The following is an 18,413-nucleotide window of genomic DNA, read 5'->3' as shown; positions in this document are numbered from 1 at the left end:
GAGCGTACGGGGCGTCTATGACAAACACGCCACCTGAGAAGAAATAGGGCTCACTTACGGCGTATTGTTCGCACGCATGTCGAGCCCTGTGGTATTGACGCGCGGATAGAGCTCTCGGTAGACATCGAGGTACTCCACCACGTGACGCCGACCGAGCTGGGTAAGCCGCCAGCGGTACTCAGCGACATGCGTTCCCCCGGGGGCCATTACGGGCACCGAGTCCACCAGGCCGCGGCTCGGCTGTCCTCCGGCCCTGCCTCGATAACCCACACCGATGAAGAACAGTGAGCGGCCGGCCAACTGGTCGTCCTCCAACCCAGCGGGCTCAGCGGCTGCAACACGCGCCAGAACCCCCCAGAGCCACTCCGACAACAGATGGGCCGCAGGGTCCGGCTCCCGCGGTTCGCCAAGCCCAGCACGCGCAGCCGCACGGCCCCGTCGGGTGATCTCGACCAGTACCCGGCCGACCTCTCCGGTAGCAGGGTGCTCGACCGAATCCTCAGTGACCACGAGCAAACCTCTCCGCTCCAGCGCGTGCACCGTCTGTCCGGCCCCCGGGTCGTGCACACCATGCTGGCGTAGCCTTTCCTGCAACCGGGTGTACCCGACAAGAGAAGGCGCGGCCTTTAGCGTCAGCGGCAACTTGCGCCACTCGGTGGCTTTCGGCACAGGCAGCCGCTGGACCCGGCGCATCCACATCTCGGTCTCCGTCATGCGGTCGTCCCGCATGATCTCGCCCAAGTAGACCTGCTGGCGTTCATTCAGCGACTCCCACGTCGCCAACGCCGCCCGTGAAGGCTCCTGCTTCCGCTTCGTGACCAAGGTTGGAGCCTGCTCGTCCGGCCTCGTGCGCATCCAAGCGTCCAGGACCATCCGTACCGGGACTCCGTACGCCTTCGCCAGGGGGGCAAGAAGCCGCCCCGTCGCCTCGGGGTCCTGCCAGTGCCGCCCCTGGACCTGCAGCCCCTTCTCCAGTGCAGAGATCTTGGGCGCCGAGACAGACAACTGACGGCCTGGCACCGACGCCCGCAGAAGCTCGGCGACCCGTTCCAGCGTCAGCCCGGCGGCATACCTTAGATCGACCAGGGTCTCCTGTCCCTGCGGAGCCCCGGTGAGCGCATCCACCTCACAGCCGAGAGCGGATGCCAACTGCTCCAGTCGAGGCGGAGTGGGCGTGTGCCGGCCCTCCTCGTAGAAGAAGATCATCCGAGACGAGACCCCAGCCCTCGCAGCCAGCACTTCGCGTGTCAACCCCAGCTCGACACGTCTGGACACCAATCGCGCCGGGTCGATCGTGCGCAAGGGAAGAGGCATACAGCCATGGAAGTCTAATGAAGACTTCATTGCAACAGAGCCACACCTCGAAAGCCGCAGTGCGGATGCCGAGCGGTCCTCTTCTCGGCAGATTTGATCAATCGGCTTGTGCCGGACGGAAGTGAGGCGGTACCACGGCGGTATGCACCGCTGGACTCCTCTCAACGAGCGTCAGCTCGCTCTCCTGACTCGTATCAGTGCGGGTGTCGAACCCGTCACCTCGGACGAACCCGCGCTCGCCGTTACGGCACGGGCACTCAAGGGCCGCGGGCTCATCCTCATGCCGAAGGCTGCTGACACGAAGTGGCGGGCAGAGATCACCGACGTTGGACGGTTCTATCTGGACCATGGCCATCACCCGGACCAGCCGGCCAAGAAGGTCGGTCGGTCTGCTGAGCGAGGCCAGGTTCAGGAACCGGCTGCGAAGGTCGTCCAGCAGGACGCTCAGCCGGGCGAAGGGGCCATGAGCCCGAAGTCGGCGGCGCCTACCCGCCCCGCCCGCCCGCTGCCACCTCCTCGCTCGGTGACTGGGCCGGCGTTGGTCGAGCAGGTTCAGCAGGCCGGGCGCTTCCTGCGTATCTCGGATCCGTCTCCCGAGGAACGTGCGCGGCTACGGCGGGCCTTTGACGCCGCTCGCGAGTACGCGCCCGACGGCTACCAGCTGAAGTACAGCGGACGGGAGAAGGGCGACTTCTTCCTCGGCCTGCTGCGGACGAACGGGCTCGACGAGACCGAGTGGAACCGAATCCGCCTCCAGCGGAGCAGGGTCATCACGGACGTCGACGACGTGATCGCGGCGGTCAAGGCCGACCACAGCGCCTTCGAGATCTCCGAAGACGTGCTCCCACGAGTCCTGTCGATCGTCCGTCTGATCGCCGAGGAAGCCCTGTCGAGGCACGGGGACGTGACGATCCTGAAGAAGCGGCGCCAGGTCAGGCCGATGCTCAACGTCCACGGCAAGAGCTGGGAGATCGAATTCAAGGAGCGGCAGAGGCACGTCAAGTACGTTCCCGCCCCCAAGGGGCGACGCAAGACCTACGACTGGCAACGGGTCACACCCGCCCACCGATCTGAGCCGTCCGGCGAGCTCGACCTCTACCTGGTCGAACCTCACCACGGCTACAACCGCGCCAACGCCTGGACGAAGGAGTGCGGAGACACACCCAGCCGGCAGCTGGAGGAACAGATCGGGGCTGCCTTCCGGGCCCTGAGAGCACGCGCCGAGGAGCAGGAAACGCACCGTCTGGCGTACGAGGCCGAGCAACGACGGCTCAAGGAGGAGCGGGAACGGGCGGAGACCGAGCGGCGACGACTGGAGGCCGAGGAGAAGGAGCGCAAGCAGCGGAAGTGGGAGAAAGCCATCGCTGCCGCCAAGGTCCACGCCGCCGAGGCTGCGCGGGCGGAGACCTTCGGGGCGGCCCTGGACCGGTGGCGTGCTGCGGCTGAGATCCGCCGGTTCTGCACGGAGCTGGAGGAATCCGTATCTCGCGCCACGTCCGTCGCGGAGGCCGAGCGCCTGCGTCAGTGGGCCAAGTGGGGCGAGGAAGAGGCGGACAGGATCGACCCGACGTCGCCCGGCCGCGGGCTCGGCGTCGAGGACTTCGAGACCGAACCCACTGACGAGGCTCTGCGCCCCTTCCTCAAGGGCTGGAGCCCGCACCGGCCCGTCAAGGAAACACCGCCGGCTGAGCCTGCCCAGCCACCCCGCCAGCCAGACCCCTGGCGCGACCTCAGCGCCTCACCTCGGGACCAAGGCTGGAAATACGGACCCCAAGGTCGCGCTCAATGGTGGAGGCGATGACGCCGTGCCCGCGCTCGCGCAACGCCTTCACGGCCCGCTCGATAAGGGTGTTCAGCCGCTCCACCTCTTCGCGAAGCGCGAGCAGTTCGTCGTAACGGTCCACCCGCTCCTGGCCACACCACTCGCGGATGGTGCGGAGGGCGTCGTCCTCGGCCTTCAGCTTCCCCTCGTCCCGGCGGCGCTCCCAGGAGTGCCATGACGGAACGGCCCGCTCGCGGTCCACGGATTCCTGCCGGCGGTCGACCTCCGGCAGGATCTCCTCGGCCAGCATTTCCGCAACGCGCCGGGCGATCCGCTCGACGACCGGCCAGCCCGCCAGGCACAGCCCGGAGTGGTTCTCGTAGACCATCGGATCGGCGCGCAGCTCGGCCGGATCGAGGCCCAGACGCTGTGCTGTGGCATCCAGGTCTGCCAGCTCCAACACGCCAGCGTCAGCCACGCCTTTGCGCAGCCGGACCTGGCTCTTCGGGCGGACGAACCCCAGGATCGTCCGGGCCGCCTCGAACTCGGGGCTCTTGCGCACCTGCCGGGACGCCTCGGTCAGCCTCAGCTCCGCAGCATCGTCAGCACGGAAGACCTCAACGTCGGCCCACCGGGCGACCAGTGATGCCTGCGTCACCCACTCCTGCAGTCCGGCCTCCTCACCTTCAAGGAACCGGACGTGCACCTGGGCCGACCGACGCGGGCCTCCCACTCGGACGATCTCCACACGGCGGACAGCGCCACCGAGTAGCTTGGGCTGGGCACGATAGGCCCAGTTCTCGTTGATCTCCACGCACCTATTGAGCCAAAGCGGCGCCCTGCCGCGCTACCGCTTCCCAGGACCGTTACCGGCTGGGAATGGAGCTCGGACCGCCGTGATGACGCGCAGCGGACGATAGCTCCGTTGCAGCTGGCCTCAGGAACCCCGCGCAGTCTTGAGCCGCGCATTCTCGGCCTCCAAGGCCGCGATACGTTGTTCAAGCTGGGTGCGGGTGAGGCGGTTACTCTTGGGGGCTTGAGCGGGGGGCTTTCTGGCATTCGGTGGTTCAGCTACAGGCCCGAGTGGCTCGTAGGCCACGATGACCGACGGGTCCTTGCAACAGTCCGGGCACCGCATCGACGATGATCCGTGCATCGTGGGATTGGCGATGGAGCAGTGCCGCTTCGTCTCCACGATGTGGCCGCAGTAGAGACGCACGCGCCAGCGCATGATCTGATGATCTGGGTTCTTGAACGATCTGATCATCTCAAGCGCCTTTGCGCGGTGAGCGTTGCGCTGCCGCCCAAGCTCCGGATCCGCTGCCTCCTTGGCTTGCCGCTCTTCCGCCTGCTTGTTGACGGCGTTACGGATCTGATCTGAGGTCTTCTGTGAAGCATGATCTCGCCGAGTCAATTCATACGCTTCGAGCGGGACTCCATGCCTTTCATGAACAACATCGGCCATGTGTGAACCGTATCGATGGCTGGATCGGACTGCCCAGGCTGACCGATTGGTCTCCGCCAATCGGTCATGTGCCGAAGTATTTAATGGGGTGGATGCCTGTATCGGATCGCAAGTGATCAGTTGAGGACTGGATAGTGGCAGGCTGTCCGATGCGCTCGGACGTCGGCCCGACACCGGGTGACTTCGCCGTCCCAGCCTGCCCGCTACCCTGTCGCCGTTAGGCGTGGTTGGGGCTTTGGCCGTCCGGGGCAGGAGACCTCGGCCTGGGGACCGGGCTCAAGGTTCTCGGGACATGCACGGCGAGACCCCGGCCGCGGGGTGCGGTCGGGGTCTCGTCCGGCGTGGCGGTACGGGTCAGTTGGCGTCGGCGGGGATGGTGCCGAGGCGGCCGGCCTGGAAGTCCTCCATGGCCTGCTGGAGCTCGCGGTGGCTGTTCATCACGAACGGGCCGTAGTGGGCGACCGGCTCCCGGATCGGCTGACCACCGAGCAGGACGACCTCGAAGTTGGCACTGCGGGAGTCCTGGGTGTCGTCCGCCCGGATGGTGAGGGAGTCGCCCTCGCCGAAGACCACGGACTGGCCCATGTGGAACGGGCGCCGCTCCTCGCCCGCCGAGCCAGTGCCCGCCAGGCCGTACGCCAGGCCGTTGAAGTCGGCCCGCCAGGGCAGGGTGACCTCGGCTCCCGGGTTCACCGACACGTGGATCATCGTGATGGGCGTGTGGGTGGCGCCGGGGCCCTGGTGGCCCGCGATGTCACCGGCGATGAGCCGGACGAGCGCGCCGCCGTCCGAGGAGGCGAGCAGCTTCACGTTCGTGCCGCGGATGTCCTGGTACTTCGGCGCGATCATCTTGTCGGCGGCGGGCAGGTTCACCCAGAGCTGGAGGCCGTGGAAGAGGCCGCCGGACATGACGAGCGACTCCGGCGGGGTCTCGATGTGGAGCAGGCCGGAGCCGGCCGTCATCCACTGGGTGTCGCCGTCGGTGATGACACCGCCGCCGCCGTGCGAGTCCTGGTGGATGAAGGTGCCGTCGATGATGTAGGTGACCGTCTCGAAACCGCGGTGCGGATGCCAAGGGGTTCCCTTCGGCTCCCCAGCGGCATAATCCACCTCGCCCATCTGGTCCATCATGATGAACGGGTCGAGGTACTTCTGGTTGATCTTGGCGAAGGCGCGGCGGACGGGGAAGCCTTCGCCCTCGAAGCCCTCGGGGGCGGTCGACACGGCCAGCACGGGACGCGGCCGGGAGCCCTTTGCAGGGGCTGCGATGCGCGGCAGGACGAGCGGGTTTTCGACGGTCACGGCAGGCATGTCGACCTCCTCGGTCGGGTCTTTCTCAGGTGTGCGGTCCTGCTTTTTCGCAGGTCAGGCCCTATCGGTTGACTAGTCCCCCAACTGGTCTAACCTTTGGGCTCGCCCGCGGCGTACTCCACCTCGCCCATCTGGTCCATCATGATGAACGGGTCGAGGTACTTCTGGTTGACCTTGGCGAAGGCCCGGCGGACCGGGAAGCCCTCGCCCTCGAAGCCCTCGGGAGCGGTGACCACCGTCAGGACCGGCCGGGGCACCGTGAGGGTCGGGTCGGGGGTGGCGACGCGCGGGAGGGTCAGCGGGTTGTCGACGGTCACGGCGGGCATGTCGGCCTCCTTCGGGGGTTCTGTGGCCTACATCCAGCAGGTTAGTTCAATTCTCAACCAAAGGCAAGTTGAAACTTAAACCATTACTCCGTGCCGACCGTCCGGCCGCCCCTCGGCGGTCGGTCAGCCGTACATCCGGTGCATGGTGAACTCGACCATCTGCTCCACCGCCTTGGCGTCGAACACCATCCGGTGCTCGCCCTCCATGTCCAGGGCGAAGCCGTACCCGGTCGGCAGCAGGTCCAGCACCTCGGCGCCGCTGACGCTGAAGTGCTTGGACTCCTTGCCGGCGTAGCGGCGCAGCTCCTTGACCGAGCTGAACATCGGGATCACCGGGGTCGGCGTGTTGTGCAGGGCGAGGAAGCCCGGCCGGTCGCCGCGCGGGCAGAAAACCTTGGAGGTGATGAAGATGGCCTGGAAGTCCTCCACCGGCATCGAGCCGGTGGTGAAGGCCCGGACGGCGTCGGCCAGGGATGGCGGCGACGGTTCGGGGTACAGGGACTGCTGGGGTGCACCCTGCTGCGGCTCGCCGTACGGGGCGCCCCCGGGCATGCCGTTCATCCCCTGCTGCATGGCCTGCTGGTAGGGGTCTCCCTGGTACGCGGTCTGCTCATAGCCGTACACACGGACAGGCTATCGGGCCCGGGGGCACTGTGCGGCGGCTGATCCGGACAACTCGGATGGGCTCCGGGTTGTGGGACGTGACCACGTTCATAGCCGGGTTTCCGGTCCGAGGGCTTGAACAAGTTACCAACGGGTAGCATCATGGTGCCTACTGGTGGGTAAGTGGGGCGCTCGTAGCGGCGGACCCCCGGAGCGACGAACCGGAGATAACGGTCATGGGTCACTACAAGTCCAACCTGCGGGACGTGGAGTTCAACCTCTTCGAGGTGTTCGGCCGCGAGCAGGTGTACGGCACCGGTCCCTTCGCGGACATGGACGTCGAGACCGCGAAGAACATCCTCAGCGAGATCTCGCGCCTCGCCGAGAACGACCTCGCCGCGTCCTTCGTCGACGCCGACCGCAACCCGCCGGTGTTCGACCCGGAGACCAGCACCGCCCCGGTGCCGGCCTCCTTCAGGAAGAGCTACCAGACCTTCATGGACGCCGAGTGGTGGCGCCTGGGCATCCCGGAGGCCATCGGCGGCCAGGTCACCCCGTCCTCCCTGGTCTGGGCCTTCGCCGAGCAGATCCTCGGCGCCAACCCGGCGATCTGGATGTACTCCTCCGGCCCGGCCTTCGCCGGCGTCGTGAGCGACGAGGGCACCGAGGAGCAGCAGCAGGTCGCCCTGCGCATGGTCGAGCGCCAGTGGGGCGCCACCATGGTGCTGACCGAGCCGGACGCCGGCTCCGACGTGGGCGCCGGCCGCACCAAGGCGGTCAAGCAGGAGGACGGCTCCTGGCACATCGAGGGCGTCAAGCGCTTCATCACCTCGGGCGAGCACGACATGTCCGAGAACATCATCCACCTGGTGCTGGCCCGCCCCGAGGGCGGCAAGCTCGGCACCAAGGGCCTCGGCCTGTACATCGTGCCGAAGTTCGACTTCGACTGGGCGACCGGCGAGCTCGGCGAGCGCAACGGCGTCTACGCCACCAACGTCGAGCACAAGATGGGCCTCAAGGCCTCCAACACCTGCGAGCTGACCTTCGGCGCCAAGCACCCGGCCAAGGGCTGGCTGCTCGGCGAGACCGTCGACGGCATCCGCCAGATGTTCAAGATCATCGAGTTTGCCCGGATGATGGTCGGCACGAAGGCCATCGCCACCCTCTCCACCGGCTACCTGAACGCGCTGGAGTACGCCAAGGAGCGCGTGCAGGGCGCCGACATCTCCAACTTCCTGGACAAGGCCGCCCCCCGGGTCACCATCACCAACCACCCGGACGTCCGCCGCTCGCTGCTGACCCAGAAGGCCTACGCCGAGGGCATGCGCGCGCTGGTCCTGTTCACCGCCTCCACCCAGGACGACGTGCTCGCCGCCCGCCTGCGCGGCGAGAGTGACGAGGCCGCCGAGCGCCTGAACGACCTGCTGCTGCCGATCGTCAAGGGCTACGGCTCGGAGAAGTCCTACGAGCAGCTCGCCCAGTCCCTGCAGACCTTCGGTGGCTCCGGCTACCTGCAGGAGTACCCGATCGAGCAGTACATCCGGGACGCCAAGATCGACACCCTCTACGAGGGCACCACCGCCATCCAGGGCCTGGACTTCTTCTTCCGGAAGATCGTCAAGGACGGCGGCCAGGCGCTGACCGCCGTCTCCGAGCAGATCCAGAAGTTCCTCGGCGCGGCCGAGGGCGGCGACGCCCTGGCCACCGAGCGCGAGCTGCTCGCCAAGGCCGCCGGTGACCTGGAGGCGATCGTCGGCAAGATGCTGGCCGACCTCTCCTCGGTCGAGCAGGACGTCAAGAACATGTACAAGGTGGGCCTCAACGCCACCCGCCTGCTGATGGTCTCCGGCGACGTGGTGGTCGGCTGGCTGCTGCTGCGTCAGGCCACCGTGGCCCTGGCCAAGCTGGAGGCGGGCGCCTCGGAGAAGGACGTCGCGTTCTACCAGGGCAAGGTCGCCGCGGCCCGCTTCTTCGCCCGCAACGTGCTGCCCGCCGTCGCCCCGCAGCGCCTGATCGCCGAGGGCGTCGACAACGAGATCATGGAGCTCGCGGAGGAGGCCTTCTAGGCCCCGCTGCCACGACCGCCTGACCCACCCTCACACCGCGGGGCCCGGTACACCACCGGGCCCCGCGGTGTTCCGTCCACCCGCCGCCCGGGCTTCCGGCACGGCGGCGGACGGCGACGCAGGGCCGTTCCGGGCGGTCCGGTGTAGCAGCTGGGCACCAATGCTCACCGTTGTGTCACCGTTCTTGAGTTCACGGTGTCATGTCCGTGTACGGGCATATGCTCAGGTGCGGAGCCGGTCCCCCATCCGGCGTCCGAACTCCCTCAACTCAGGAGCAACATGTCGACCGCTGCCCGCCCGGCCTACTTCGACCGGACGCACACCGACGACCTGATCGCCTACCTCGGTACCTCGCCGTCGCCCTTCCACGCGGTGGCGAGTGCCGCGGAGCGACTGGAGAAGGCCGGCTTCCGCCGGATCTCCGAGACCGACGCCTGGGACGCGGCGACCGGCGGCCGGTACGTGATCCGCGGAGGCGCGCTGATCGCCTGGTACGTCCCCGAGGGAGCCGGACCCGAGACGCCGTTCCGGATCGTCGGCTCGCACACCGACTCGCCCAACCTGCGCGTCAAGCCGGTGCCGGACACCGGCACGGCCGGCTGGCGGCAGGTCGCCGTGGAGATCTACGGCGGCGTCCCGCTCAACACCTGGCTCGACCGCGACCTCGGCCTCTCCGGCCGGCTCGCGCTGCGCGACGGCTCGGTCCGGCTGGTCCAGATCGACGAGCCGCTGCTGCGCGTCCCGCAGCTCGCCATCCACCTCGACCGCCAGGTCAACGACGGCCTCAAGCTCGACAAGCAGCGTCACCTCACGCCGATCTGGGGAATCGGCGACGTCACCGAGGGCCTGCTGATCGAGTTCGTCGCCGACCGGGCCGGGGTGGCCGCCGCCGACGTGGCCGGCTGGGACCTGATGACCCACGACGTGCAGCCGCCCTCCTACCTCGGCCGCAACCGCGAGATGCTGGCCGGCCCCCGCCTGGACAACCTGCTCTCGGTGCACGCCTCCACGGCCGCGCTGGCCGCCGTCGCCACCGCGGGCGCCCCGCTGCCGTACATCCCGGTGATCGCCGCCTTCGACCACGAGGAGACCGGCAGCGAGTCCGACACCGGCGCCCAGGGCCCGCTGCTCGGCAACGTCCTGGAGCGCAGCGTGCACGCCCGCGGCGGTTCCCCCGAGGACCGCGCCCGGGCCATGGCCGGCACCGTCTGCCTCTCCTCGGACATGGGCCACGCCGTGCACCCGAACTACAGCGAGCGGCACGAGCCCGGCCACCACCCGATGCCCAACGGCGGCCCGATCCTCAAGGTCAACGTCAACAACCGCTACGCCACCGACGCCATCGGCCGGGCCGTGTTCGCCGCCGCCTGCGAGAAGGCCGGCGTGCCGTGGCAGACCTTCGTCTCCAACAACGCGATGCCCTGCGGCACCACGATCGGCCCGATCACCGCCGCCCGGCTCGGCATCACCACGGTGGACTGCGGCATCGCCGCGCTGTCCATGCACTCGGCCCGTGAACTGTGCGGCGCCGACGACCCGTTCCTGCTGGCCGCCGCCCTCAAGGCGTTCCTGGAGGGCTGAGCCCGGCCGGTGGCCGACGGACCGTCGGGGCCCGGCCGGGCCCCGACGGACGGTGCGTCACTCCATGCCCGCCAGCACCAGCGGCAGCCGCTCGGCGCCGCCCGGCGTCAGCTTCACCGGCACACCCCAGTCCTGCTGGTGCACATGGCAGGCCGGGTACTCGATCTCCGGGTCGTCGTCGCAGGACGCCGCCATCGCCGAGACGTGCAGCACCCCCTCGGTGACCGTCTCCGAGAGCACCAGCTCCCGGCTGAGCGCCGAGTCCGCGCCCGCGCCCGCGACCAGCAGCTCCGGCGGGGTGGAACTGACCAGCAGCCGGGTGGAGGGGCCGTAGCGCTCGTCCAGCTTCTGGCCGCTCGGCGCGGAGAACACCACGTCCAGCAGCAGCCGGCCCGGCGCCACCTCGGTGGCCGCCCGCTGGGTGCGGTGCGCGACCGACTCGACCCGGACGGCCTCCTCGGGCAGCCGCAGCCTGGTCAACCGGTGCCGCGCGGACTCGACCACCACGATGTCACCGTCCACCACCACCGCGCCCGAGGGCTCCCGCAGGTCGGTGGCGAGGGTGGTGACCTCGCCGGTGCCGGGCTCGTAGCGGCGCAGCGCGTGGTTGTAGGTGTCCGCGATCGCCACCGAGCCGTCGGGGAGGACGGTCACGCCCAGCGGGTGCTGCAGCAGTGCCTGGCCGGCGTCGCCGTCGCGGTGGCCGAAGTCGAACAGGCCGGTGCCGACCGCGGTGTGGACGGTGAGTGTTTCACGTGAAACCCAGCGCACCGCCGAGGTCTCCGAGTCCGCCACCCAGAGCCGCTCGCCGTCCGCGGACACCGCGAGACCCGACGGCTGCGCGAACCACGCCTCGTCGGCGGGGCCGTCGACCAGGCCCTCGTTGGTGGTCCCCGCCGTCACCCCGACCGTGCCCGCGGCCGGGTCGAACGCCCAGAGCTGGTGCACGCCCGCCATCGCGATCCACACCCGGCCGTCGAAGAAGGCCACGTCCCACGGCGAGGACAGGTCGACCTCGCGTGCCGGGCCCGCGGTGGCGGAACCCTGCCACCACTGCTTCCCGGTGCCGGCCAGGGTGGTCACCGAGCCGTCGGACAGCCGCACGCCGCGCAGCGCGTGGTTGACGGTGTCCGCCACCACCACGTCGTAGCCGAGGCCGAGGCCGGCCGGGACCAGCGCGAGGCCCTGCGGCTCGCTGAACCGCGGCGCCGTCCCGTCCAACAGCCCGCGCTCGCCGTCGCCGATCCGGCGCACCACGCTCTCGCCGTCCTCGGCCAGCTCCACCAGCGAGTGGTGGCCCGAGTCGGCGACCAGGTAGTGGCCGTCGGGCAGCCGGACCGCCTTGCCGGGGAAGCTCAGGTCGCCCGCCTGCGGCTCGGCCGGCACGTACGGGGAGTCGCCGCGCCGCAGGGTGCCCTTGGCCGCGTGCTCCTCCTCCAGCTCCTCCACCAGCCGGGCGATCGCGTGCGCGTGCCCCTCGCCGGCGTGCTGCGCGACCACGTAGCCCTCGGGGTCGATCACCACCAGGGTCGGCCAGGCGCGCACCGCGTACTGCTTCCAGGTGGCCAGCTCCGGGTCGTCCAGCACCGGGTGGTGCACCTCGTAGCGGGCGGTGGCGTCGACCACGGCCTGGTGGTCCGCCTCGTGGACGAACTTGGGGGAGTGCACGCCGACGATCACCACGGTGTCGCGGTGCTTCTCCTCCAGCTCCCGGAGTTCGTCCAGGACGTGGAGGCAGTTGATGCAGCAGAAGGTCCAGAAGTCCAGGATTGTGATCTTGCCGCGGAAGTCCGCCAGCGACAGGTCCTTGCCACCGGTGTTGAGCCATCCGCCCTTGCCCACCAGCTGGGGGGCGCGTACGCGTGCACGAGAAGCCATGTCCTCATCCAACCCCATCGGGCTGCGGAAGCATTCCGGCCTCGTCGCCCGGGCCTGCCGGACGGTGGGGCGGGTGCGGGTCTACGCTGGCGGCGGCCGCGGGTGGTGCTGCGCGGCCGTCACGGTGTTCGAGGCGACGACAGGCGGGTTGCGGCATGAAGTACGTGGTCAGGGAACGGCTGTTCGCGGTGGGCGACGACTACTGGATCGAGAGTGAGGACGGCGAGAAGGCCTTCCTGGTGGACGGCAAGGTGCTGCGGCTGCGGGACACCTTCGAGCTGAAGGACGCGGCCGGGCAGGTGGTGGCCGTGATCAAGGAGAAGGTGCTCACGGTCCGGGACGCGATGAAGATCGAGAACGCCGACGGGGACGTGGTCGCGACCGTCCGCAAGAAGCTGTTCACGCCGTTCCGCGACAAGTACCACGTGGAGTTCGAGGACGGCCGGGAGTGGGAGATCCACGGCGACCTGCTCGACAAGGACTTCCGGATCGAGCAGGACGGCGACGAGATCGCCGAGGTCTCCCGCAAGTGGTTCACCATCCGGGACGCGTACGGCGTCAAGGTCGCGGACGGGATCGCGGGGGCCGACGCCGGGCTGGTCCTGGCGGTGGCGGTCTGCGTCGACCAGCTGGTGTCGCACAACGACTGAGCGGGCCGCGGGAACGGCCACTCGGCCGGTCCGGGGCTGGGGCGATGGGATATGTTTTGCCGATCCTTGACGCGAGGGGGACCCCGGCATGAACGACATCGTCAACGGCCTCGGACACGCCGCCGTGTTCGGCCTGGTCGGCATAGCCCTGCTGCTGCTCGGCGTCGGCCTGGTCGACCTGCTGACCCCGGGCAGGCTCGGTCACCAGATCTGGCAGGAGCGCAACCGCAACGCCGCCCTGGTGCTCAGCTCCGCCCTGCTCGGGATCGGCGGCATCGTCTTCACCGCGATCCTCTACACCTACGACGAGTTCGCGAAGGGCCTGGCCTCCACCGCGCTGTTCGGGCTGCTCGGCCTGGTGCTGATGGCGGTCGCGTTCTGGCTGGTCGACCTGCTCACCCCGGGCAGGCTCGGCGCGATCCTGGTCGACCCCGAGCCGCACCCCGCGGTGTGGGTCACCGCCGCGTGCAACATCTCGGTCGCCGCGATCGTGGCCGCCGCCATCGCCTGAGGCCGCGCCGCCCGTCGCCCGCCGGCCGTCGCCCGCCGGCCGTCGCCCGCCGGCCACCGGCCTGCCGGTCCTCAGCCCGCCGCCAGCCGCTCGCTCAGCCGGGCCCTGGCGGCGGGCCACTCGTCCTTCAGCATCGAGAACCACACGCTGTCCCGCCAGCTGCCGTCCGGCCGCCGCTTCGCCCGCCGGAACGTGCCCTCGTAGCTGGCCCCGAGCCGCCGGATCGCGTTCTGCGAGCGCTCGTTGAGGTGGTCGGTCTTCCAGCACACCCGGCCCATGCCGAGCTCCCCGAAGGCGTGCTCCAGCAGCAGCAGCTTCGCCTCCGTGTTGACCTCGGTGCGCCAGGCCGAGCGGCCGTACCAGGTGCCGCCGATCTCCAGCAGCTCGTCCTCGGCGCTGAATTCGAAGTAGCAGGTCACCCCGACCGCGCGGCCGGTGGCGAGCCGGATCACCGCGAACGGCAGGCAGCGCTCGTCCGCGATCCGGGCGTCGTTGGTCTCGCGCAGCTCCTGCTCGGTGCGGGGCACGGGGACCGGGATCCAGCGCCAGACCTCCTCGTCCCCGCCGGCCGCCTCGAACAGGTCGGGGACGTGGGCGCGGGTCAGCGGCTCCAGGCGGACGTGGCGGCCGGTGAGGGTGACGGGGACGGGAAGCTTCGCGGTCATGGGGCAGAAACTAACCCCAGTTTGAACTAGATGCAAGAGATATCTGCACTAGTGCAATTGCGTGGAGGGAGCGAAAAGGCCCCGCACCGAGGTGCGGGGCCCAGTCGTGGCCGGCCGGATGAAGGACCGGATGAAGGATCAGATGAAGGAGTTGATCTGGATCGTCTCGGTCCGGCCCGGGCCGACGCCGATCGCGGAGATCGGGGCGCCCGACATCTCCTCCAGCGCCTTCACGTAGGCCTGCGCGTTCTTCGGCAGGTCGGCGAAGGTCTGGGCCTTGCTGATGTCCTCGGTCCAGCCCGGCAGCGTCTCGTAGATCGGCTTGGCGTGGTGGAAGTCGGACTGGTTGTACGGGAGTTCCTCGACGCGCTTGCCGTCGATCTCGTACGCGACGCAGACCGGGATCTGCTCCCAGCCGGTCAGCACGTCCAGCTTGGTGAGGAAGAAGTCGGTCAGGCCGTTGACCCGGGTCGCGTAGCGGGCGATCACCGCGTCGAACCAGCCGCAGCGGCGGTCACGGCCGGTGGTGACACCGCGCTCGCCGCCGATCCGGCGCAGCGCGTCGCCGTCCTCGTCCAGCAGCTCGGTCGGGAACGGGCCCGAGCCGACCCGGGTGGTGTACGCCTTGAGGATGCCGATGACCCGGTCGATCTTGGTCGGGCCGATGCCCGCACCGGTGCAGGCGCCGCCCGCGGTCGGGTTCGACGAGGTCACGAAGGGGTACGTGCCGTGGTCGACGTCGAGCAGGGTGCCCTGGCCGCCCTCCAGCAGGACGACCTTGTTCGCCTTCAGCGCCTCGTCCAGGACGAGGGTGGTGTCGGCGAGGAAGGGCCGGATCTTGTCGGCGTAGCCGAGGTACTCCTCCACCACCAGCTCGGCCGGGATGGCGCGGCGGTTGTAGAGCTTGACCAGCAGCTGGTTCTTGTCGTGCAGCGCCGCTTCGACCTTCTGGCGCAGGATCGACTCGTCGAAGAGGTCCTGGACCCGGATGCCGACGCGGTTGATCTTGTCCGCGTAGGTCGGGCCGATGCCGCGGCCGGTGGTGCCGATCCGGCGCTTGCCGAGGAAGCGCTCGGTGACCTTGTCCAGGGTGCGGTGGTACGGGGTGATCAGGTGGGCGTTGCCCGAGATCAGCAGCTTCGAGGTGTCGATGCCGCGCTCGTTCAGGCCGCTCAGCTCGGAGAGCAGCACACCCGGGTCGATGACCACGCCGTTGCCGATGACCGGGACCACGTTCGAGCTGAGGATGCCGGAAGGCAGCAGGTGCAGTGCATACTTCTGGTCGCCGATGACCACCGTGTGGCCGGCGTTGTTGCCGCCCTGGTAACGGACGACGTAGTCGACGGAGCCACCGAGGAGGTCGGTCGCCTTCCCCTTGCCCTCGTCCCCCCACTGGGCGCCAACGAGCACGAGTGCCGGCACAGGCGTACACCCCTTCCGGTTGGGGCATCCTGCGTAGGCCGCAGTCTGACCCGAGATAGACGAAGCCCCTGGCGCAATAGCGCAAGGGGCTCTTGCACCGAGAGATTACCTGAGGAAGGACCGGTCGTGTCGTCCCTGTCCACGCCCGCATCCCACCGCGCGGACCACGGTGGGCCCGGTCCGCTCCTGGTGATCCTCGACCCGGCGGCGAAGCAGGCCGACGGGGAGTCGGTGCGCGTCGCCAAGGACGTGCTGTGCGGGGGTGCGGACGTGAAGGTGGCGCTGCCGGAGAGCCCGTCCGAACTCGACCGGGTCCTGTCGCACCGCGGCCGTCGCCGGCCGGTGGTGATCGGGGCCGATCCGGCGCTGCAGCGGGTGCTGCAGGCGCTGCACCGCCAGCGCGAGTTGGGTACGGACCCGGTCGGCGTGGTGCCGGTCGGCCGGCCCGTCGCGACCGGTGCGCTGCGGGCCCTCGGGGTGCCGGTGGAGCCGGTCGCCGCGGCCCGTGCGGTGCTCGCGGGCACCCCGCGCAAGCTGGACCTGCTGGTGGACGACGGCGGTGGGGTGGTGCTCGCCGAGGTGCGGATCGCGCCGCTGCGACCCGGCGACGGGCTGAGCCGTTCAGGTGGCTTGCGTTCGCTATGGGCGAAATTCGCTGCGGCCGAGCAGGGGAAGTCCTCGGTGAACGGCCCGGTGGTCGAACTCAGGGTCGAGGCGGACGGCCGGCTGCTGGCCGATCTGCACCAGCGGGTCCGGCTGCTACGGGTGGCGCCCGCCGACGGCGTCCTGGAGCTGACCCTGCGGCTGGACGGCCACACCCACCGGCACCGGGTCGCCAGCCTCACCGTGACCGGCCGGCACTTCGGCTACGAGGCCGACGGCGCACCCGTGGGGCCGGTCCGGGCGCGCACCTGGACGGTGCACGCCGGGGCGTGGGAGCTGATGCTGCCTGCCGGGTGAGCAGCATCACGTCCGGGCGTGCGGCGCGACGGTGCGTCAGACCCCCGACCCGCCCGCCGGGCGCGCGTGACAAGGGCACGCGCCGTCCAGCCGAATTGCCCGCCGGGAAATGCCGTGGTGTGTAAGGGGTTTTGTCTACGCGCGTCGCCATTCGATCGGCCAATAACCGGGGCCTCCCCTGTTCGGGAAGGCGTACGGAACTGCCCTAGACTCGAAGACGTGCCACGTGGTGACGGACGACTCAATCACGATCTTCTTCCCGGCGAGAAAGGACCCCAGGACGCTTGCGGCGTCTTCGGTGTCTGGGCCCCCGGCGAGGAAGTCGCGAAGCTCACGTACTTCGGCCTCTATGCCCTGCAGCACCGCGGACAGGAATCCGCGGGCATCGCAGTGAGCAACGGGTCCCAGATTCTGGTCTTCAAGGACATGGGACTCGTCTCCCAGGTCTTCGACGAGGCCTCGCTGGGATCCCTGCACGGGCATATCGCCGTCGGACATGCCCGCTACTCGACCACCGGGTCCTCGGTCTGGGAGAACGCCCAGCCGACCTTCCGTGCGACCGTCCACGGTTCGCTCGCCCTCGGGCACAACGGAAACCTGGTGAACACCGCCGAACTGGCGGCGATGGTCGCCGAGCTGCCCGGCGAGGAGCACGTCTCGCGCTCCGGCCGGACCGCCGCGACCAACGACACCGACCTGGTGACCGCGCTGCTGGCCGGCTACCCGGACCTGTCCATCGAGGACACCGCCAAGCAGATCCTGCCCAAGGTCAAGGGCGCGTTCTCGCTGGTCTTCATGGACGAGCACACCCTGTACGCGGCCCGCGACCCGCAGGGCATCCGCCCGCTGGTGCTCGGCCGCCTGGAGCGCGGCTGGGTGGTCGCCTCCGAGACGGCGGCGCTCGACATCTGCGGCGCCTCCTTCATCCGCGAGGTGGAGCCCGGCGAGCTGATCGCCATCGACGAGAACGGCATGCGGACCTCCCGCTTCGCCGAGGCCAAGCCCAAGGGCTGCGTCTTCGAGTACGTCTACCTGGCCCGCCCCGACACCTCCATCGCCGGCCGCAACGTGCACCTCTCCCGGGTGGAGATGGGCCGCAAGCTGGCCAAGGAGGCCCCGGTCGAGGCCGACCTGGTGATAGCGACCCCCGAGTCCGGCACCCCCGCCGCGATCGGCTACGCCGAGGCCAGCGGCATCCCGTACGGCTCCGGCCTGGTGAAGAACGCCTACGTCGGGCGCACCTTCATCCAGCCCAGCCAGACCATCCGCCAGCTCGGCATCCGGCTCAAGCTCAACCCGCTCAAGGAAGTCATCCAGGGCAAGCGCCTGGTCGTCGTCGACGACTCGATCGTGCGCGGCAACACCCAGCGCGCGCTGGTGCGGATGCTCCGCGAGGCGGGCGCCGCCGAGGTGCACATCCGGATCTCCTCCCCGCCGGTCAAGTGGCCCTGCTTCTTCGGCATCGACTTCGCCACCCGGGCGGAGCTGATCGCCAACGGGATGACCGTCGAGGAGATCGGCCGCACGCTCGGCGCGGACTCGCTGGCGTACATCTCGATCGAGGGCATGATCGAGGCCACCGCGCAGCCCAAGGACAACCTCTGCCGGGCCTGTTTCGACGGCGAGTACCCGATGGAGCTGCCGGACCCGGCGCTGCTCGGCAAGCTCCTCCTGGAGGCCGAGATCGCCGGGAGCCAGAAGCCCCCGGCCGTCCGCGGCAAGCCCACCAGCGACCTGGACGGCGTCCAGTCGCTGATCGGCGGCCACGGCGCGGCAGACGCCCTGCGGCGCCCGTAGGAAGGGCAACGCACCGGCCATGCACCAGCAGGGGCGCGGGAACCGCCCGCCCGGCGCACGTACTCCGTGCCGGGCGCACGGTTCCCGGCGCCCCTGTCCCGG

At 69.5% G+C, this 18,413-nt stretch carries 15 protein-coding genes and 1 pseudogene; 7 read left to right on the top strand and 9 right to left on the bottom strand.

Annotated features, from left to right (window positions below; genetic code table 11):
* Positions 1 to 54 precede the first annotated feature (54 nt).
* Entirely contained in the window at positions 55 to 1,302 is a 1,248-nt protein-coding gene (locus tag AB0D08_RS05115; RefSeq protein ID WP_359886236.1) for a helix-turn-helix transcriptional regulator, read from the bottom strand.
* Between the two features lie 154 nt (positions 1,303 to 1,456).
* Here AB0D08_RS05115 and AB0D08_RS05110 point away from each other — a divergent pair, with 154 nt between their 5' ends.
* The gene (locus AB0D08_RS05110) at positions 1,457 to 3,115 is read left to right on the top strand and encodes a PE-PGRS family protein (protein WP_359886235.1); all 1,659 of its coding nucleotides are present in this window, start codon (positions 1,457 to 1,459) and stop codon (positions 3,113 to 3,115) included.
* Here the strand turns inward: AB0D08_RS05110 and AB0D08_RS05105 are convergent.
* From AB0D08_RS05105 to AB0D08_RS05085, 5 genes and pseudogenes are all read right to left on the bottom strand, one after another.
* The gene (locus AB0D08_RS05105) at positions 3,045 to 3,890 is read right to left on the bottom strand and encodes a PE-PGRS family protein (protein WP_359886234.1); all 846 of its coding nucleotides are present in this window, start codon (positions 3,888 to 3,890) and stop codon (positions 3,045 to 3,047) included. The two genes, AB0D08_RS05110 and AB0D08_RS05105, sit on opposite strands and share 71 nt — an antisense overlap.
* Before the next feature lie 123 nt (positions 3,891 to 4,013).
* Positions 4,014 to 4,541 (bottom strand): hypothetical protein, encoded by a 528-nt coding sequence (locus AB0D08_RS05100; protein WP_359886233.1) that lies wholly within the window; start codon positions 4,539 to 4,541, stop codon positions 4,014 to 4,016.
* A 354-nt stretch (positions 4,542 to 4,895) separates the two neighbouring features.
* A complete protein-coding gene (locus AB0D08_RS05095; RefSeq protein WP_359886232.1) occupies positions 4,896 to 5,852 on the bottom strand; it encodes a pirin family protein in 957 nt (318 codons plus the stop codon).
* Between the two features lie 92 nt (positions 5,853 to 5,944).
* Positions 5,945 to 6,178, bottom strand: a pseudogene (locus AB0D08_RS05090) (pirin family protein); the annotation flags it as partial.
* Between the two features lie 123 nt (positions 6,179 to 6,301).
* Positions 6,302 to 6,730: an SseB family protein gene (locus tag AB0D08_RS05085; protein WP_359886260.1), complete on the bottom strand. Its 429-nt coding sequence runs from the start codon at positions 6,728 to 6,730 to the stop codon at positions 6,302 to 6,304.
* A gap of 287 nt (positions 6,731 to 7,017) precedes the next feature.
* Here AB0D08_RS05085 and AB0D08_RS05080 point away from each other — a divergent pair, with 287 nt between their 5' ends.
* Both AB0D08_RS05080 and AB0D08_RS05075 read left to right on the top strand, forming a co-directional pair.
* On the top strand, positions 7,018 to 8,847 hold the full coding sequence (locus AB0D08_RS05080) for an acyl-CoA dehydrogenase (protein WP_033823613.1): 1,830 nt from the start codon (positions 7,018 to 7,020) through the stop codon (positions 8,845 to 8,847).
* 279 nt (positions 8,848 to 9,126) lie between these two features.
* The gene (locus AB0D08_RS05075; RefSeq protein ID WP_033823612.1) at positions 9,127 to 10,428 is read left to right on the top strand and encodes a M18 family aminopeptidase; all 1,302 of its coding nucleotides are present in this window, start codon (positions 9,127 to 9,129) and stop codon (positions 10,426 to 10,428) included.
* A 57-nt stretch (positions 10,429 to 10,485) separates the two neighbouring features.
* On the opposite strand, the gene AB0D08_RS05070 is transcribed toward AB0D08_RS05075, so the two are convergent.
* A complete protein-coding gene (locus AB0D08_RS05070; RefSeq protein ID WP_051813812.1) occupies positions 10,486 to 12,306 on the bottom strand; it encodes an NHL domain-containing thioredoxin family protein in 1,821 nt (606 codons plus the stop codon).
* Positions 12,307 to 12,461: 155 nt separating this feature from the next.
* On the opposite strand from AB0D08_RS05070, the gene AB0D08_RS05065 reads away from it, so the two are divergent.
* Entirely contained in the window at positions 12,462 to 12,956 is a 495-nt protein-coding gene (locus AB0D08_RS05065; RefSeq protein WP_359886231.1) for an LURP-one-related family protein, read from the top strand.
* A gap of 88 nt (positions 12,957 to 13,044) precedes the next feature.
* On the top strand, positions 13,045 to 13,467 hold the full coding sequence (locus tag AB0D08_RS05060) for a DUF350 domain-containing protein (RefSeq protein ID WP_033823609.1): 423 nt from the start codon (positions 13,045 to 13,047) through the stop codon (positions 13,465 to 13,467).
* A gap of 71 nt (positions 13,468 to 13,538) precedes the next feature.
* On the opposite strand, the gene AB0D08_RS05055 is transcribed toward AB0D08_RS05060, so the two are convergent.
* Positions 13,539 to 14,132 carry a GNAT family protein gene (locus AB0D08_RS05055; protein WP_359886230.1) on the bottom strand — a complete coding sequence of 198 codons (594 nt, stop codon included), beginning with the start codon at positions 14,130 to 14,132 and terminating at the stop codon, positions 13,539 to 13,541.
* Between the two features lie 138 nt (positions 14,133 to 14,270).
* Positions 14,271 to 15,554, bottom strand: a complete 1,284-nt coding sequence (locus AB0D08_RS05050; protein WP_033823607.1) for an adenylosuccinate synthase — start codon at positions 15,552 to 15,554, stop codon at positions 14,271 to 14,273.
* Between the two features lie 126 nt (positions 15,555 to 15,680).
* Between AB0D08_RS05050 and AB0D08_RS05045 the strand changes: the two genes are divergently transcribed.
* Together AB0D08_RS05045 and purF are read left to right on the top strand one after the other, a co-directional pair.
* Positions 15,681 to 16,514: a diacylglycerol kinase gene (locus tag AB0D08_RS05045; RefSeq protein WP_359886229.1), complete on the top strand. Its 834-nt coding sequence runs from the start codon at positions 15,681 to 15,683 to the stop codon at positions 16,512 to 16,514.
* 219 nt (positions 16,515 to 16,733) lie between these two features.
* Entirely contained in the window at positions 16,734 to 18,311 is a 1,578-nt protein-coding gene (purF, locus tag AB0D08_RS05040; protein WP_033823606.1) for an amidophosphoribosyltransferase, read from the top strand.
* Positions 18,312 to 18,413 lie beyond the last annotated feature (102 nt).

It is taken from the genome of Kitasatospora sp. NPDC048540, assembly GCF_040651175.1.
In the GTDB taxonomy this organism is placed as follows: domain Bacteria; phylum Actinomycetota; class Actinomycetes; order Streptomycetales; family Streptomycetaceae; genus Kitasatospora.
This window is presented reverse-complemented; position numbering and strand designations above follow the sequence as displayed.

What these genes read in the sequence shown, in the direction of transcription:
- AB0D08_RS05060 (WP_033823609.1), top strand. Translation starts at nt 13,045, where the DNA reads ATGAACGACATCGTCAACGGCCTCGGACACGCCGCCGTGTTCGGCCTG.
- AB0D08_RS05075 (WP_033823612.1), top strand. Translation starts at nt 9,127, where the DNA reads ATGTCGACCGCTGCCCGCCCGGCCTACTTCGACCGGACGCACACCGAC.
- AB0D08_RS05065 (WP_359886231.1), top strand. Translation starts at nt 12,462, where the DNA reads ATGAAGTACGTGGTCAGGGAACGGCTGTTCGCGGTGGGCGACGACTAC.
- AB0D08_RS05095 (WP_359886232.1), bottom strand. Translation starts at nt 5,852, where the DNA reads ATGCCTGCCGTGACCGTCGAAAACCCGCTCGTCCTGCCGCGCATCGCA.
- AB0D08_RS05085 (WP_359886260.1), bottom strand. Translation starts at nt 6,730, where the DNA reads ATGCCCGGGGGCGCCCCGTACGGCGAGCCGCAGCAGGGTGCACCCCAG.
- AB0D08_RS05055 (WP_359886230.1), bottom strand. Translation starts at nt 14,132, where the DNA reads ATGACCGCGAAGCTTCCCGTCCCCGTCACCCTCACCGGCCGCCACGTC.
- AB0D08_RS05070 (WP_051813812.1), bottom strand. Translation starts at nt 12,306, where the DNA reads ATGGCTTCTCGTGCACGCGTACGCGCCCCCCAGCTGGTGGGCAAGGGC.
- AB0D08_RS05100 (WP_359886233.1), bottom strand. Translation starts at nt 4,541, where the DNA reads ATGGCCGATGTTGTTCATGAAAGGCATGGAGTCCCGCTCGAAGCGTAT.
- AB0D08_RS05080 (WP_033823613.1), top strand. Translation starts at nt 7,018, where the DNA reads ATGGGTCACTACAAGTCCAACCTGCGGGACGTGGAGTTCAACCTCTTC.
- AB0D08_RS05110 (WP_359886235.1), top strand. Translation starts at nt 1,457, where the DNA reads ATGCACCGCTGGACTCCTCTCAACGAGCGTCAGCTCGCTCTCCTGACT.